At 40.5% G+C, this 16,932-nt stretch carries 15 protein-coding genes; 14 read left to right on the plus strand and 1 reads right to left on the minus strand.

What is annotated here, in order from left to right:
* The 14 genes from DFO73_RS05775 to DFO73_RS05840 all read left to right on the plus strand — a co-directional run.
* Nucleotides 1-789, plus strand: a 789-nt coding sequence (locus DFO73_RS05775) for an ATP-binding protein (protein WP_142669513.1), incomplete at its 5' end; no start/stop codon positions are given.
* Between the two features lie 382 nt (nucleotides 790-1,171).
* On the plus strand, nucleotides 1,172-1,504 hold the full coding sequence (locus tag DFO73_RS05780) for a DUF3870 domain-containing protein (protein WP_110063828.1): 333 nt from the start codon (nucleotides 1,172-1,174) through the stop codon (nucleotides 1,502-1,504).
* A 223-nt stretch (nucleotides 1,505-1,727) separates the two neighbouring features.
* Nucleotides 1,728-2,825 carry a M24 family metallopeptidase gene (locus DFO73_RS05785; RefSeq protein WP_110063829.1) on the plus strand — a complete coding sequence of 366 codons (1,098 nt, stop codon included), beginning with the start codon at nucleotides 1,728-1,730 and terminating at the stop codon, nucleotides 2,823-2,825.
* Between the two features lie 46 nt (nucleotides 2,826-2,871).
* The gene (locus DFO73_RS05790; RefSeq protein WP_110063830.1) at nucleotides 2,872-4,476 is read left to right on the plus strand and encodes an ABC transporter substrate-binding protein; all 1,605 of its coding nucleotides are present in this window, start codon (nucleotides 2,872-2,874) and stop codon (nucleotides 4,474-4,476) included.
* A 65-nt stretch (nucleotides 4,477-4,541) separates the two neighbouring features.
* A complete protein-coding gene (locus DFO73_RS05795; RefSeq protein WP_110063831.1) occupies nucleotides 4,542-5,525 on the plus strand; it encodes an ABC transporter permease in 984 nt (327 codons plus the stop codon).
* A gap of 11 nt (nucleotides 5,526-5,536) precedes the next feature.
* Entirely contained in the window at nucleotides 5,537-6,439 is a 903-nt protein-coding gene (gene nikC, locus DFO73_RS05800) for a nickel transporter permease (protein WP_110063832.1), read from the plus strand.
* A gap of 13 nt (nucleotides 6,440-6,452) precedes the next feature.
* Nucleotides 6,453-7,394, plus strand: coding sequence for a succinylglutamate desuccinylase/aspartoacylase family protein (locus tag DFO73_RS05805; protein ID WP_110063833.1), 942 nt, complete (start codon nucleotides 6,453-6,455; stop codon nucleotides 7,392-7,394).
* Nucleotides 7,394-8,593 (plus strand): hypothetical protein, encoded by a 1,200-nt coding sequence (locus tag DFO73_RS05810; RefSeq protein ID WP_110063834.1) that lies wholly within the window; start codon nucleotides 7,394-7,396, stop codon nucleotides 8,591-8,593. Before DFO73_RS05805 ends, DFO73_RS05810 begins: the two co-directional genes overlap by 1 nt.
* A gap of 11 nt (nucleotides 8,594-8,604) precedes the next feature.
* Nucleotides 8,605-9,924 carry an aspartate aminotransferase family protein gene (locus DFO73_RS05815; protein WP_110063835.1) on the plus strand — a complete coding sequence of 440 codons (1,320 nt, stop codon included), beginning with the start codon at nucleotides 8,605-8,607 and terminating at the stop codon, nucleotides 9,922-9,924.
* 13 nt (nucleotides 9,925-9,937) lie between these two features.
* Nucleotides 9,938-10,948: an ABC transporter ATP-binding protein gene (locus DFO73_RS05820; RefSeq protein WP_110063836.1), complete on the plus strand. Its 1,011-nt coding sequence runs from the start codon at nucleotides 9,938-9,940 to the stop codon at nucleotides 10,946-10,948.
* Entirely contained in the window at nucleotides 10,923-11,918 is a 996-nt protein-coding gene (locus tag DFO73_RS05825; RefSeq protein ID WP_110063837.1) for an ABC transporter ATP-binding protein, read from the plus strand. Before DFO73_RS05820 ends, DFO73_RS05825 begins: the two co-directional genes overlap by 26 nt.
* An 18-nt stretch (nucleotides 11,919-11,936) precedes the next feature.
* Nucleotides 11,937-13,121 carry a M24 family metallopeptidase gene (locus tag DFO73_RS05830; protein ID WP_110063838.1) on the plus strand — a complete coding sequence of 395 codons (1,185 nt, stop codon included), beginning with the start codon at nucleotides 11,937-11,939 and terminating at the stop codon, nucleotides 13,119-13,121.
* Between the two features lie 745 nt (nucleotides 13,122-13,866).
* Nucleotides 13,867-14,490, plus strand: a complete 624-nt coding sequence (locus tag DFO73_RS05835) for a transposase (protein WP_258309266.1) — start codon at nucleotides 13,867-13,869, stop codon at nucleotides 14,488-14,490.
* 36 nt (nucleotides 14,491-14,526) lie between these two features.
* A complete protein-coding gene (locus tag DFO73_RS05840) occupies nucleotides 14,527-14,835 on the plus strand; it encodes a magnesium chelatase domain-containing protein (protein WP_258309283.1) in 309 nt (102 codons plus the stop codon).
* A 232-nt stretch (nucleotides 14,836-15,067) separates the two neighbouring features.
* On the opposite strand, the gene DFO73_RS05845 is transcribed toward DFO73_RS05840, so the two are convergent.
* Entirely contained in the window at nucleotides 15,068-16,741 is a 1,674-nt protein-coding gene (locus DFO73_RS05845) for an alpha amylase family protein (RefSeq protein ID WP_110063840.1), read from the minus strand.
* Nucleotides 16,742-16,932: the final 191 nt, after the last annotated feature.

The following is a 16,932-nucleotide window of genomic DNA, read 5'->3' on the forward strand; positions in this document are numbered from 1 at the left end:
AGTTTACATCAGCTAAGCGGGGGTTCTTGGGAACATACAGATCTGCCGCCTTTTCGTAATCCTCATCATTCTGCCTCGGGTGTGTCGATCATTGGAGGAGGCCAATATCCAAGGCCAGGGGAGGTCTCTCTTGCTCATCGAGGAGTGCTATTCCTGGATGAAATAGCTGAATTTACAAAGAAAACCCTTGATATGCTTCGCCAACCTTTGGAGAGTGGCAAAGTCAGCATTAGCCGGACACAAGCAACGGTAACTTATCCAGCCTCTTTTATTTTGATTGGGGCAATGAATCCTTGTCCGTGCGGCTATTCTGGTTCTAATACCCACTACTGCACTTGTACCCTAAAACAAATTATTGCCTATCAAAATAAGCTATCAGGTCCATTAAGAGACCGTTTCGATATTAATCTATCATTGGGCCCTGTCGATTTGAAATCCGTTAGCACCAGAAAGGAAGAATCATCGTCTTCCATCAGACAGAGAGTTGATGAGGCAAGAAAAAAGCAATACGAGCGATACGGAAGTGAAATTGGCAATAGCCGAGTCTCCTATGACACCCTATTGAAAACAAGTCCCTTAACAGCTGAACAGCAGCGGACACTGCAGCAATTCTCTTATAAGAAAAATTGGAGCAACCGAACCCAAATAAAAATCATTCGTCTGGCTCGAACTATATCTGATATACAGGGGAGTACTGGAATTTCGGATCAGAGTATTTGGGAGGCGGTGAAGTTGAATAGTCTAGCGGAGAGGAAGGATGTTAGAGGAGCTAAGATGAAATGGAACTGACTCCCTCCATATTCCTGTTTAACAATAAGGCATGAAGGAATCCAATATAGTAATGTAAAAAGTTCAAAACTATTTTATCTGCCCGAATATGGAAATCTACAAAGAGATGTTTTAAAAAAACCAAGAGTCTGAGATTTATTCTTAGGCTGTTTGCTTTTTTGTTCATAGATGTAAGAAAGTTAGACGCCTATTCTCATAACAGATTCACGATATTTAAGCATCATACTCAAAAAACTTTTCCTGTTCACATTGAGAGACAAACGATTAAGTAAATTATGAATTTTCAAAATGCAACAAAAATTATTCTTCCGTTCCCGAATAAATTTTGGCATAATAGTTTAAAAGAACTAATATAAAAAAGTAAATAAAGGGGGTACTGCGTATGAATTTTGATGATACGATTATTTGTACGGGTTATTCACGATTGCCTGATGGAATGACAGCTAAAAATCTTTATGGTGTCATGGGTGTTGGATTCGAGGTGGACCCCAAAACGGATTGTATTGTGAATGCTTCTAGTACCTTTGTTACAAATATGTGTACTGATTTTATTAAGAGTATATTTACCGGGCACGATTTAAAAGAAGGAATAGAGGGTCCAATTGAAAGGTTTGAAAGAAGGTATTTTGGTCTAGGAAAGAAAGCGATTATAGTAGCCATGCGAGATGCTTACAATCAATATTCCATTTATAAGTCTATGAATGTTCCTGTTTAAAAAATTTAAATTGCTATTGATTTCTATTCAATAATCTGTATAATTAGAAAATATAAAATATTTTTACAACTAAATTTTTCAGCGAGCCTAAAGTTCGGTGGATAGGCAACCCCTATTCATACAAAGGATTTTAAGACCAAGCTGTTCGAAAATACCCTTTTATAAAGGTGTATTTCGATATGGCTTGGTCTTTTATATTTTATGCGAAAAGGAGTGAAGATGATTGAGATCAAGTCCATCAAGATTAACGAGGTGTATTCAAGAGATTGATTTAAATCAGTATGATCATTTGGTTGTCTCATCAACCTATAACCTAAAGTATCTTATAGGAGCTAATTTTGATACTGGGGAGCGGATGACCGTGCTGCTTATAACACCGGGGAAGAATGGGAAACTCTTTATACACCAAATGTTTTCCAATCAAATTCCTGAATTAAATGGAATTGAAATCGTTTACTACAGTGATGATATGGATCCTGTAAAAACATTAGCTTCCCATTTTTCTAACAATGTAAGGTTAGGAATCGATCAAACGTGGCTCTGTTCCTACTTCATTGATTTATTGAAACATCTTCCAGGAATTAAATTTGAGAAAAGTACGATTGTAGAAAAGTTGAGAGAAATAAAAGATTCACAAGAGATTGATATACTTCGCCAATCTGCAAAGATAGCCGATGCGGTTATGTATCAAATTCTACAGCTGCAGCATTTCCCCTGTACCGAACGAGACGTTGCAGCAACGATTAAGAGTTTCTTCGCTGAGAACGATGTAAATGAACTGTCTTTTACGCCGATAATTGGGTTTGGGAAAAATTCGGCGAACCCTCACCATACGATCTCGGACCAAATATGCCAGCTGGATCAGCCGATTTTAATTGATATGGGTGGACTGTTTAAGAATTACTGTTCTGATATCACAAGAACCTTTTATCTGGGCAGAAGAAATCAGAAATTTGAGGACCTATACAAAGTGATTCTTGATACCCAGCTGCAAGCAATCGATATGATCAAACCGGGCATCGCTTTTTCAGAAATAGACCTGTTTGTGAGGAGTTCATTTAAGAAGTGGGGTTATCATTCATATTTTACCCATAGAACAGGACATGGGATTGGCCTCGAGCTGCATGAAGGTGTATCAATTCATAAAAACAATCATGATTTAGTTGCTCCGGGAATGGCCTTTAGTATTGAACCAGGGCTATATTTTCCGAATCAATATGGGATTCGGATTGAAGATATAGTGGTTGTTACAGATGATGGCTGCGAAGTTCTGAATAATTGTTCCAAGGAGGTGCAATATTTGGAGTTAATCGGAGTTTAAATGACTTTAAGATTTAAATCATTTCATTAAAGGGAGGAATACAAGAATGAATAAGAAAAGCTGGTTTTCTATTTTATTTGTCATGATGTTCATTTTCTCTGCTTTTCTAGCAGGCTGTTCCTATGAAAAACCTGCCAGCAATAACACTGGTTCTGCAGGGTCTGATAGCGGAGATGCTGGCTCTGCCAGAGATGAAATTAAGGTCGGATTGGATGTGGATGCAGGAACGATGGATCCCCGCTTATCAAAAGATACATCAGCAAAGAGGGTTTCCGAGCTTGTCTATGATGGACTCATTCGCCTTTCAGCCAATTTGGAACCAGAACCTGGGCTTGCAACGGAATGGGAAAGTCCCGATCCAACTACCTGGATTTTTACACTTCGCGAAGGAGTAACCTTTCATGATGGTGAACCATTCACAGCTGAGGATGTAAAGTATACATTTGATAGTTTAATAGATCCGGATTTTCAGGCGCCATATGCTTCACTTTATGAGCCAATAAAGACTGTTGAAGTGATAGATGATTATCAAGTGAAATTTATTTTAAAAGAGCCATCCGCACCACTATTAAGCTATTTGGACATTGGTATTGTACCTAAACATATTGGTGAAAAGAATGATAATACTTTATCCAATAATCCAATTGGGACAGGTCCTTATAAGATGGTGAAGTGGGATAAAAATAGCAAAATCTCATTTGAAGCAAATGAAAATTACTGGGGTGGCTCACCAAAAACAAATAAGCTAACCTACTTTATTATTCCTGACAACTCCACTCGTGTTGCCTCATTAGAGTCAGGAGATATTGATATCGTGCATTCTCCTTTATCCCCTCAGGATATCAAAAGAATAAAAGAAAATGACCAATTTGAAGTGATCGAAACCGAAGGGCTTGGATTTACTTATTTGAACTTCAATCAAAAACATCCAATATTATCGGATCTAAAAGTGCGTCAGGCAATAGCCCATTTGGTTAACAAAGAGGTCATCTCTTCAGATATTTATCAAGGAATGGATACACCTGGTAAGTCACCGCTAATCCCAGCTTCATGGGCATATGATGATTCTATTTCCGGCTTTTCATACGATCCTGATAAAGCAGCGGAATTATTCAAAGAAGCTGGCTGGGAAGATAGCGATAGCGATAACATTCTCGACAAAGATGGGAAAAAATTAAAAATTACTCTCTCCACTCATAGTGAAGATCCAAACCGTATGCAGACAGTGGAATATCTGCAAAACGAATTCACGAAGTATGGCGTTGAAACCGAAGTGAAAACAAGTGAATGGCCAACCTTTAGCACAGGTCTAACTGAAGGAAACTTCGATATTGCGTTAGTTGGATGGTTAAACTTGGTTGACCCGGATCGCTCTTTCTATAATCCTTTCCATACAAATGGCGGAAGCAATTACGGCAAATACAGTAATGCAACTGTTGACGACTTAATTGAAAAAGGCAGAAAAACTCTGGAACAGGAAGATCGTAAATCCTTCTATCAGGAAGCTGCCAAGATTGTTATAGAAGAAGTAGCGTATGATGTCCTATTGTATCAAGGCTATATTGCTATGTATAACAAGAACCTAAAAGGTTTTACTGAACATCCGGCCGGAAGTTTCTATGGACTAAAGGATGCTGAGATAACAAATTAAGTAAGACTGAAGTAAGGAAAGGGGAGGGTTTACCTCCTCTTGCCTTAAAGTCAGGAGTGATTTAAATGGCAACATTTATTGTAAAGAGGTTCTTTCAATTTATCCCTGTTTTATTAGGGATCTCTATCTTAGTATTCTTCCTGCTGCATCTTATTCCTGGTGACCCGGCACTAACCCTGCTTGGACAAGATGCAACAAAAGAGGATCTTGAACGATTAAGAAATGTTCTTGGGCTAAATGAGCCCCTTTATATTCAGTTAATGGTTTTTCTTAAAAATCTTTTCCAAGGGGATCTAGGGATATCCATTTTTCAGGACACCCCCGTTATTACGCTGATTTCCAACCATCTCCCTGCTACCCTGGAGCTTGCTGTTGTGGCCATGATTATTGCACTATTAATTGCCATTCCTCTGGGCATTATTTCTGCGGTAAAACAATTTTCCTGGCTTGATTACGGCAGTATGTTTTTTGCTCAGATTGGCGTATCGATGCCGGTTTTCTGGATGGGGCTGCTATTGATTATTGGCTTCTCTGTTAATTTGAATATCCTACCTTCATTTGGAAGGGGGGAGCCTTTGTTAGATGCATTCTTGCAGACAATTCAGACCGGGAATCTATTCTATCTAGTCGACAGTTTACAGCATATTATTCTGCCTGCCTTCACATTAGGCGTAATGAGCGCTGCACTCATTACTCGAATGGTCAGATCGGCCATGCTTGAAGTATTGAAAGAAGATTATATCCGAACAGCCGAGGCAAAAGGAGTCAGAGGCATCGTTGTGATTATAAAACATGCTTTTCGCAATGCCTTAATTCCGGTTGTAACCATTGTAGGGCTTCAATTTGGAAATCTGCTTGGCGGTGCAATTGTCACGGAGACCGTATTTGCCTGGCCGGGAATTGGTAGATTAGTCATTACGGCAATCAGCCAACGTGATTTTCCGGTGGTTCAGGGATGTGTATTAATGATTGCGCTTATTTTCGCTTTAATCAACTTGATCGTGGATATTCTGTACGCCATTATCAATCCAAAAATTCAACAAGGATAAGGAGGGAGATGATGGAACTTTCGAAACAATATCAAACAGAAAACCAAACAGAAACTCTCCCCAAGAAAGGCTTCGACTTCAAAGAGTTCGTCCAGCTTATCACCCAGAGTAAGTCCGTTTTAATTGGAGGGGCTTTTATATTAATTGTTGTGATTTGCGCTATTTTTGCTCCTGTCATTTCTACTCATGACCCTTATGAAATGAATATGAGTGAGCGGCTGCTGACACCAATGGAGGATGGACATATTTTAGGAACTGATCAGTATGGCCGGGATTTGTTTTCAAGAATCATCTACGGGGCAAGGGTCTCTCTTGAGGTGGGCTTAGTTTCAGTTGTGCTTGCCATGGTTATTGGCGTAACGCTCGGTTTGGTGTCTGGATATTACGGAGGCTGGGTTGATACGCTGATTATGCGCATTGTGGATATTTTCCTTTCATTTCCTGTATTGCTTTTAGCCATTGCGCTTGTTGCTGCTCTTGGTCCAGGTATTGAAAATGTTATTCTGGCCCTCGGGTTTGTATACTGGACCAACTATGCGAGGATCGTCCGGGCAAATGTGCTTGCAATTAAGGAAGAGGAATATATTCAGGCTGCAAAAACAATTGGTTCTAATGATTTTCGCATCATCTTTTTAAATATATTACCCAATTGTTTAGCTCCGATTGTGGTTGTAGCTACCCTTGGGCTCGGAACGGCTATCGTTTCTGAAGCGACACTAAGCTTTCTCGGTCTTGGCATTCAGCCGCCGGAATCCAGCTGGGGGTGGACACTGGCATTTGGGATGAAATTTATCAGGGAAGCTCCACATTTATCGGTATATCCAGGTTTAGCGATTATGTTTACCGTTTTAGGCTTTAATTTGTTAGGCGACGGAATTAGGGATTTAACAGATTCTAAATTAAAAAGGAATTAACTAAGGAGGAATTATGATGACAGTTACATCTACAAGGGAATATAAAGAGGTTGTTGTTACACACTTATCAAATGGAACGCCGCTTTCTTTGCCAATTCATACAATTCAAGGGGTAAAAGAAGGACCGGTTCTGGGAATCTCAGCACTTGTTCATGGAGATGAAATCATTGGTGCTGAAATCATCAGACGAGTATATAACCGTTTAGATGAATCGGAGCTTTCTGGAACCGTTAAGCTGCTTCCAGTTTCCAATCCGCTAGCCTTTGAAAGTATGACTAGAAATACACCCCTTGATATGAATAATTTAAATCGGGTGTTTCCAGGTAACAAAAATGGATGGGTAACGGAGCAACTGGCAAATTCAATGGTGGAAAACTTTTTAGATCATATAGATGTCTATATTGACCTGCATGCTGGCGGTGCAACTCCGGTTGTTGATTATGTATACATTCAAAATAATGAAGAATTATCACGGGCGTTTAACTTCCCGATTTTATACCGTCCTTCACATCCATATGAAGGCACTACAGCTACTTACACATTAGAAAAAGGAATCCCAAGCATTACAGTCGAGGCAGGGGGAGGTCCTAACAACGATAAAGACATCGAAAGAGGCGTTGAGGGAATTTTTAATGTGATGCGGAAGCTGAAAATGATTCCTGGTGAGGTTACGCCTCCTCCCAATCAAAAGGTTATGACTGAAATTACTATTATTCGTCCAAAGCACGGCGGAATCATGGTACCGGAATTTGACTTTAGTGCTGTAGGCACTGTCATCGAAGGAAAACAGGTTCTGGCAAGAACCTATAATCCCAGAACATTTGAAGAGCTGGAAGTCATTCGTGCGCCATTCCAAAACAATGTTGTGATTTTGACAAGAGGCCTCTTTAATAAAGTAAACCCGGGAGATTACGGATTTATGCTGGGAAATCTCGATAGTGCGGAGGAAGAATAATGAGCACTGAAACGGTCCATTTCGAGTCATTGGACCACAAATTGTCACAGGATTATACGCAAATCGTACTTGGGATGGATGTATTTTATCGAAAAAACCTCTCATCCGGAACGGAAGCTTCACTTGATCATGAAGGATTAGTACCTATTAACTTAACGAAAGAAACGCCAAATTCCTACAGCAGCTGGAATGATATTTTTTCAGATTTAAGGGATTTAAGGAGCAAATATTCGTCTATTCAATCCGAGGTTCGCAGAAATTATATGCAGCAGCAAATCGGATCACTCCTAACACTGGCAAGATGGCGAAGCGGAGAGGAAATTCCCTTCAGGGAGAATGTTAGAGCTCTGTTATATGTAAATGAAAATCCTTTTTCGGAAGCAGAAAGAAAAGAGCTTCATCATAGACTGGAATCATTATTAATTCAAAGAGGATTCTCAGGAACGCTGGAAGAGAAAGTGAAGAAATGGGAACAAGCGCAGCATGTCCCTTCACAGCAGGTTGAATCTGTATTAAAAGATTTGCTTTCACAAGGAAAAGAACGTGTAGTTCAAAAAATGTTTAAAGAGATGGAAGGTGTGGAGGTAACTCCAGTAGTGGTTACAGGTGTACCTTACAGTGCTTACTGTGATTATGTTGGCGGGAGAATGTATATAAATGGCGATCTGTCCTATACCTATGAATCTTTAAAACATTTAGTCACTCATGAATCTTTTCCAGGGCATACTACACATATGAAAATAAGAGAATTAGGTGTCCAATCGGGTGATATCCCTCTTGATGCCGGATTAGTCATCACCAATACAGCAAGCAGTTCCGTGTTCGAGGGGATTGGAGATAATGGGATCGATTTCATTGATTGGACTGATTCCCTTGATGATGAAATCTACAAAGTTTATCAGGAAATAAAAGCGATCTCCGGAATGAGTGCTGCACATATGATTCATGCTGAGGGAAAGTCTGATGAAGAGGTTTTGGTATTTTTAAGAGACTTTGCATTTGGTGAAGAAAATTGGATTCAATCCAGGCTCCGCTTTTTCAAACATACATTAAGAGCCCCGTTTATTTATTCCTATTGGAGAGGAAATGAAGCGGTTAAAGAGATTTATAATAGGCTTCCTGAAGATAGAAAATTAACTTTCTATGAATTTTTATATAAAAATATGTTATCTGCAGATACAGTCAAACAATTCAGATAGGATGTGACAAGATGGAACTTACTAAATCAGAAGAGTTATTTACAAGAGCGGTAAAATCAGTGCCTGGAGGGGTGCATTCAAATTCCCGATTCCGCAATCCTCACCCCATCTATTATCAAAAAGCAGAGGGAGCTTACCTGACCGATGTTGACGGCAATCGATATATCGATTGCATCATGGGAAACGGGGCTGTCATTCTTGGTCATAATGATTCGGATTTTAATGAACGGATCCAATTCTATAGTACTTCAGGGATTGTGACAGGAGTGGAAACGGAACTTAGTATTAAAACAGCTGAAAAGTTTCTCTCAATGGTTCCGACTGCTGAACAAATCCGTTATACCAATACAGGCACAGAAGCGGTCATGCATGCAATGGCCATGTCTCGAACGTATACGCAAAAGCCGGATATTGCTGTTATTGAAGGGGCATACAACGGCTGGCACGATGCTGTATTTGTCAGTACCTGGCCTGATCTGCAAAAGGCAGGTGACAAGTCAGAGCCAAAGTCCCTTCCAGGTGCATCGGGGCTAATAGAGGATGTAGTGAAAAGCACCCTCGTCCTTCCATTTAACGACTTGGAATCGGCTGAACGCCTGCTGACCGAAAATAAACACCGGATTGCAGCATTAATTATCGAACCAACTATGATAGACATTGGTTATATACCAGCCAAAAAAGATTACTTGCAAGGGCTAAGAAGGATCTGTGATCAATTAAATATTGTACTGGTGTTTGATGAATTATTAACCGGGTTTAGAGATTCCCCTGGTGGAGCTCAAGGGTATTACGGCGTGACACCTGATCTTTCTACATTCGGTAAGGCTATTAGTAATGGCTATATGCTGGCGGCTTTGGCTGGAAAAGCATCCATTTTTGAAACGGTCACTCCTGGAAAAGGAACATGTTCTTTTGTGGGGACTTATAATGGCCATCAGGTGTCATTAGCAGCTTCATTGGCCTTTATGGAACTCTATGAAGAGAAACAGGTTTTTCGTACATTGCAAAATAGAACGGAAAAATTGATCGCTGAATTCGCTAAATCAGCGGAAAAATATCAGGTGAAAGCTAGAATGCAAGGAAGAGGCGGGCATTTTCATTGGTACTTCACCGACCAGGAAATTACAGATTATCGCAGTGCTACACATAGTGAAAAGGAAAAATATGCAACGTTTATTGCAGCATTTGCTCAGAAAGGTATTTATTGTTCGCCAAACTACCTGCTCCACCATGCCATCTCAATGGCGCATACGGATGATATCATTCAACAGTTAGCGGACTATATGGATGTAAGCTTGCAGCAAACTGCTGGTGTTAAAGCAGGTTCATAAGGGGGAATGATTCGTGAAATCGAACATCCTGGAAGTCAAAAATTTAAAAACAACCTTCTCCTCTAGAAAGGCTTCTTTTAACGCAGTCGATGGCATCTCCTTTCATGTAGCGAAAGGAGAGACCCTCGGCATAGTTGGAGAATCAGGCTGCGGAAAAAGCGTAACTTCACTATCCATAATGGGCCTTGTTAAACCTCCTGGAAAAGTATCTGGTGATCAAATTGATTTTAATGGTGTCAACCTCCTGAATCTGCCCAAAAAGGAGATGAGAAACCTTCGCGGCAATAAAATCAGTATGATTTTTCAGGAACCCATGACTTCACTCAATCCTGTCTATAGTGTGGGAGACCAAATCGGAGAAACGTTAAAAATCCATAAAAAGCTTAAAGGTAAAGAACGAAAAAGAAAAGTTGTTGATTTATTAAAACAGGTCGGGATCCCGCGGGCAGATGAAATTTATGATCATTACCCTCATCAATTATCAGGGGGAATGCGGCAAAGGGTAATGATTGCCATGGCTATGGCTTGTAACCCTCAGCTGATTATTGCTGATGAACCGACGACTGCACTGGACGTTACGATTCAGGCCCAGATACTTGAACTTATGAAGGACCTGCAAGGCAAAAAAGGGATGTCCATGATCCTGATCACCCATGATCTTGGGGTGGTATCAGAAGTTTGTGATCGTTTGATTGTTATGTATGCAGGGAAAATTGTTGAGACAGGACCTGTAAAAGATGTATTGAATAATCCATCTCATCATTATACAAAAGGCTTATTGGCTTCATTGCCAAAAAAGGGCCATAAAGAAAGGCGCTTAAATTTTATTCCCGGTCAAGTCCCTGCTCCAGTCAACTGGGGAAAAGGGTGCCGCTTTGCTGATCGCTGTCCGTATGCTATGAGTCAATGCGAAACAAGTCTTCCTCCGCTTATGAAAGTCAGCGAAGCGCAAGAATCTGCTTGTTGGCTAATACCTGATAAAGAGGGGAGGACTCACCATGACATTATCAAAGTTACAAGATGATCAGCATGACTATATTTTAGAAGTGGAAAATGTGAAAAAATACTTTCCTATAAAAAAGGGGATATTTTCTAAACAGGTAGGTTCCGTGAAAGCAGTTGATAATGTATCTTTTCAGATGCGAAGAGGAGAAACACTGGGGATTGTAGGCGAAAGCGGCTGCGGCAAATCCACAATGGCAAGGCTGATTATCCAGTTGTTAAAAGCCACGGGCGGCCGCATTAAGCTTGAAGGAAAAGATTTAACCGCTATCTCAAAGGAGGAACTTCGAGCAACCAGAAGAGATATTCAAATGGTTTTCCAAGATCCTTACGCATCTCTTAATCCTAGATGGACAGTTGAAAAAACGTTATTAGAGCCTATGAAGGTATATAATATTGGATCCAAAAGTGAAAGAAACGAGAAGGTAGCCGACTTATTGAACAAAGTGGGCCTGGATCCCAGTTACGCCAAACGCCATCCCCATGAATTCAGCGGAGGACAACGACAGAGAATCGGGATTGCCAGAGCATTAGTTCTAAATCCTAAAGTAATTATTGCGGATGAACCTGTATCAGCTCTCGATATCTCCGTTCAGGCACAGGTCATTAATCTTATGCAGGATCTCCAGGAACAATATAATTTGACTTATATGTTTATTACCCATGATTTGTCCGTTTGTGAACATATATCCGATCGCGTAGCCGTTATGTATCTTGGAAAAATAGTTGAGCTTGCAAGTAAAGATCGGCTATTTTCAAATCCTCTCCACCCTTACACGCTGGCGTTAATTTCTGCTGCACCAGAGGTAAATGCGGCTCATAAAAGGGAAAGAATCATTTTAAAAGGAGATGTTCCAAGTCCGGCCAACCCGCCGTTGGGATGTGCTTTTCATACCAGATGCCCAAGCTGTATGGAAGTATGCAAAGTAGAAACACCAACGCTGACTGAAAAAGAACCTGGACAGTTTGTAGCCTGTCATCTATATCAATAAAGATAGAGGGAGGTTTCTATGAGATTATCTATTTCGAAAAAAGAAATTATAGCTAGGCAGGAAAGGTTTTGGGGAAGTCTTCAGCAGCAAAAACTAGACTGTGCAATCATTTTTAGCCCCATCGATATATTTTATTTAACGGGGTTCTATTTTCATCCAACAGAAAGACCGATTGCTTTTTTTGTTGATTCCAATCAGAAAACCCACTTATTTGTCCCCTTCTTAGAGAAAGAACACGCTGAAGAATTTACAGGTGCCATCAACTATGTCCATTCATATCCTGAATATCCGGGAATTAAGCATCCGATGGAATATTTCAAGGAAGAGTTAACAGCTGCTGGGTTTCAGGGGAAACGAGTAGGAGCTGATAGCCTTGGATATGCTTCGGCCTCAGGATATAGAGGATCGGCAATTGACCAATTACTAGAGGCTAAGGAGTATCAATCAATAAAGGATATTGTTCCGGTGTTAAGGATGATTAAATCAGAAGAAGAAATAGAATTGATTAAAGAATCCTGCCGGTGGGGAAATCTCGCACATCGTCTATTACAAAAATACTCCAAACCGGGATTAAGTGAGCTGGAGATTACAAGCAGGGCCAGCACAGAATCCACCTTGGCCATGATTGAAACCTTAGGTTCAGAGTACAAACCCCATGGTGAAACAGCCTTTGCCCTGTTTAGAGGGCAAGTCGGGGAGATGTCAGCGTATCCTCATGCCGTTGCGCAGAATGTGACTTTAAAGAAAGGTGATACATTAGTCACTGCAGCTGCAGCGAGCATATGGGGCTATAAAAGCGAGTTAGAAAGAACGATGTTTGTTGAAGAGGTAGGCAGTGAACAAGAAACGTACTTCCAGCATATGTACAATGCACAGGAAGTGGCCTTTCAGCATATTAAACCTGGGAGAACTTTATCATCTGTAGAAGAGGAAGTTCAAAGGTATTTTAAAGAGAACAACATTACTGAGTTAACAAGACATCACACAGGACATGCCATCGGTTTGCTCTTTCATGAATCCCCATTCTTTGATTTAGGCGACCACTCCATCATGGAACCAGGTATGGTCTTTACAGTAGAGCCGGGCATCTATGTAAAAGGAATAGGAGGATTCCGTCATTCAGATACTGTACTAGTAACCGAGGATGGAAAGGAGATGTTAACATACTATCCAAGGGATTTAAAATCCTTGATTTGCACGTAAGGGTATGGATTTATTCGATGTCCCTTTATATTGTGAGTTATGAAAGAAGCCATAATAGTGCTTTCAGATAGTAGAACCGAGCTGACAGATAGGTCGGTTTATCGGGATGGAAATAGAGGAGCTTGGACCCGTAAATGGTAAAGTGTGAAACTAAACTACTAAATAAAGAACCTTGCTGATCTGCAGCATAAAATCGGTGTCTGACCCCACTTACGGTGAAGGGGTAACTGAAAATTCTATAAATAAAATGAAAACTTGCTGTTTTTGCAGCAAGTTTTTTCGCTTTATGCGTGCCCAGCAAGCCTTTAATTGCTAACTGGTAAGTCCAGTCTGAATAAGTGGGACTAGGGGACAGGTACAGTGTCCCAAGCCGTGTTTGATGCGTAAACGTACTTGCAGAGTTAAGTTTAGTACTTTCTAGTCTGTGTGCATGACCCACAGATACAAGGAAATTAGAAAATTGGCCCCATGCACATTTAGATTAAGAACACGAATAGAAGTGATGATTCAATACTCAATAAAAAAGCCAGCGAATATACCGCTGACTCTATTAATTAAAACTATTTTTTAAATCAAACGTTTTGAAAGATGAGTGCCTAACCCCGCATACAGTGAAGCATTAAAGCTAGCTTGGCGTTGCTGAGCTAGTTTTTATGTAGGATATTGACCAATGATGAGAGGTGATTTAACACCAGTAAAGGAACGTATGTTCTGAAAAGTCGCTCGGATTTGGTATCCTGGTGCGATGTATCATATTGTTGCCAGAGGAAATCGCAAAGCGGCGATTTTTCATGATCATGTGGATTTTCAAACGTATTTGGGCATTTTAGAAGATGTCCGAAGTATGATGCCTTTTGTTTTACATTCCTATTGCCTTATGACCAACCACTTACACCTTCAGCTAGAAACTCTTCATCACCACATTCAATATATCATGAAAGAGATGCACTCCCGCTATGCTGTTTATTTAAATCAGCGGCTGAAAACAGATGGGCATGTTTTTCAGGGGCGCTACGGTGCAAAGCTAATTGAAACAGATGCCTATTTTTTACAAGTAAGCCGCTATATCCATCGTAATCCGTTAGAGGCCAAAATGGTCGGGAATCTGGAGGATTACCGGAGGAGCAGTTATTCCTCTTATATTAATCTTCTTCAGTTAAATCCTCATGTTGACCACATTAAAACCTTATCATATTTCCGTGAACCCGTTGAAGAACAATATAAACTGTTTGTTGAAAAAAGCTTACATCCAGGGAGGGATCATATGTGTGCAAGAGTAGCTAGTGTTGGATTAAGGGGAATGGAAGGTTATCTCGTTCATGTGGAAGTCAAAGTAAATGACCGGGGTCGATTCTATCGTAATTGTTAGACTGCCGGATGCATCGGTGAAGGAGCAAAAGAGCGGATTGCAGCTGCGCTCACTAGGTTTTCCCTCTCCAGTCATAAAATCATCATTCATTTGTCACCAGCTGAATTGAAGGAAAATGGACCGATGTTTGATCTAGCCATGGCAATTAGCGTAATAATTAGTTTGAAAGAGCTGAAAAAGCGGTATGGAAGAGAAATAGGCAACAGCAGAGTATCCTATGACACTTTATTGAAAACAAGTTCCTTAACAGCTGAACAGCAACGGACACTGCAAAAGTTCTCCTATAAAAAGAACTGGAGCAATCGCACCCAGATTAAAATGATTCGTTTGGTACAAACCATATAGGATATGCAGGGGCGTGTAGAAATTACTGATCAAAGTATATGGGAGGCAGTGAAGTTGAATAGTTTGGTGGAGAGGAAGGATGTAACTGGAATAAAGGTGAATGGTAGTTAACTAATATGTTGGAAATTACCATTTAAATCCGTGGCTGTAAGCATTTTTATAGCATGCTTCTTGATTAAATAATAAAAACAGAGCAGAAATGATTCTGCTCTGTTTTATTTTATCCTTTTCTTCACGTATCACTCCTAACCATCTTCATCAACCCGGGTATATGATGCGGACTTTGAGATGGTTCTGCAAATTCTTCCTCAACAATATGCCACCAGTCAAACATTTCTAAGTAAACCAAGTCAAAGAGCATGACGCCATGGGTTAGTTCGATATCTTTGCGAAGTGCTTTTCGGAATTGCTCGGGGTTCCCTAAGTATTGGTTTAAGTATAAGCTTCCATAGACAAAGGTGGCTTCGTTCACGACATCCATCGCTACTTCTGCTGATCCCTCTACACTATGGTCTGCCGGGTTGCCTTTTGCGATGGCTTCCTCTTTTGTTACTTCAGGGAAATAGGTTCCGGTCATCAGGAAATCAAGGGTCTCGGCATAGCCTGTTTTGTGATAGTCCGGGCTGGTCCAGCTATAATCGGGATGATAGGTTTTGCTTGCCCAGTTTACACCCTCACTATAGTAATCAGAGTACCAGGCACCAACATAGGTGCTAAAATAGACTTCATCTTTTAGATCATGTACAGTCTTTTCTGCCTTTTTGAAGAAGGATTGGATGTTTCCTGCACGCCATTCGATCCATTTTTGGTAGAGTGGGCCTTCGGAAATTTCCTGGCTGTTCCCGTTAAATTCAATGGAGAAGATATCCTGAGGCCAATTTTGTACCTCTTGGCCGATATACTCTTCAAATTTTGAACGGCTCAAATCACTGAAATCAGCGTAGATATTGTTATATCTTGCACGGTCTAATACGATTCCATCTACATCATAGTTTGTGACAAGCTCCTTGATGATTCCCAATTCATAGTTTTGCACATCTTCACGAATTGGATTGACAAAAGTAGAATGGCCTGGTGCCTGGCTTGAAGGAATAAGCTTTGTTTCTGTTGATGAAGTGTCCATGAGATCGCCAACTGAAACATTCTCAAGGAGCCAGGTTCTTGCTTCGCCATGCCCCGATAAAACATAGCCATCTTCGGGTACTTCAAGGGCTGGTGCTCCAGTCGTACTTCGATCAGAAACCTTCGTTACAACGTTATTTACCACTTGTACCTCAGCTCCCCAGCGGTTTGCCGGTGAAACATCGTATTGATCTGGAGTATACAGAACGAGAGAGTTGGTCGCCCTCGTTGTATTTAGACCCGTAATTTTGAAAGAGCTTCCGTTTGCAGCTTTTGCAAGTCTTACATTTTGATAGATGATGGACTGCCATTCGGGATGTTCATAAGCAGGTCCTTCCTGATAGGTAGTGGTTCCTTCCGAAAATACATTCATGGCAGCATGTACTTTAATGTCGTACTTATGTGCTTCTTCTATTACGGTTGCAAGCAAATCATAGCCCGCTGGATAGTCTTTAAACTTAGGATAATACTTGGAAGTGCTTGCATGGGGAGCAAGGCTGCTTTTGTAAGCAACAAATCCTGTTGAGTTTTTAATGTCCAATACAATGGTGTCAATGTTTGCGCGTGCAGTTTTCGCCACGATCTCCTGAACCTTTTCCTTCGTATTCAAGTAAGGGACATTCGCGGATAAATCGTACCATAGAATTCTTGCTTTCTTATCCGGATCTTTAATAATATCCTGCAGCACACGCTGCCTGGAATTATCATTGCCATTTGCCGCTGCAGGAATCACCGAGAATGCCAACATGAAAACAGATAGAAAAATGCTGATAAACTTTTTCATAACCCGCTCCTTTTTCCTGATATTTTTGTGAAACCATCCTGTAAATAGACAATTGTCACAATTCTCTTAAAATTATAACACCTTAACAAGGATGGTAAATAAATTCTTCAAAATTTTAGAAAAAACAGGAGAAATTATCCAAAATCAATAGATATGCCTAAGCAGAAGGAACTAAGTGCTGATTTCTCGTA

This window comes from Cytobacillus oceanisediminis (assembly GCF_003182355.1).
GTDB lineage: Bacteria > Bacillota > Bacilli > Bacillales > Cytobacillaceae > Cytobacillus > Cytobacillus oceanisediminis_A.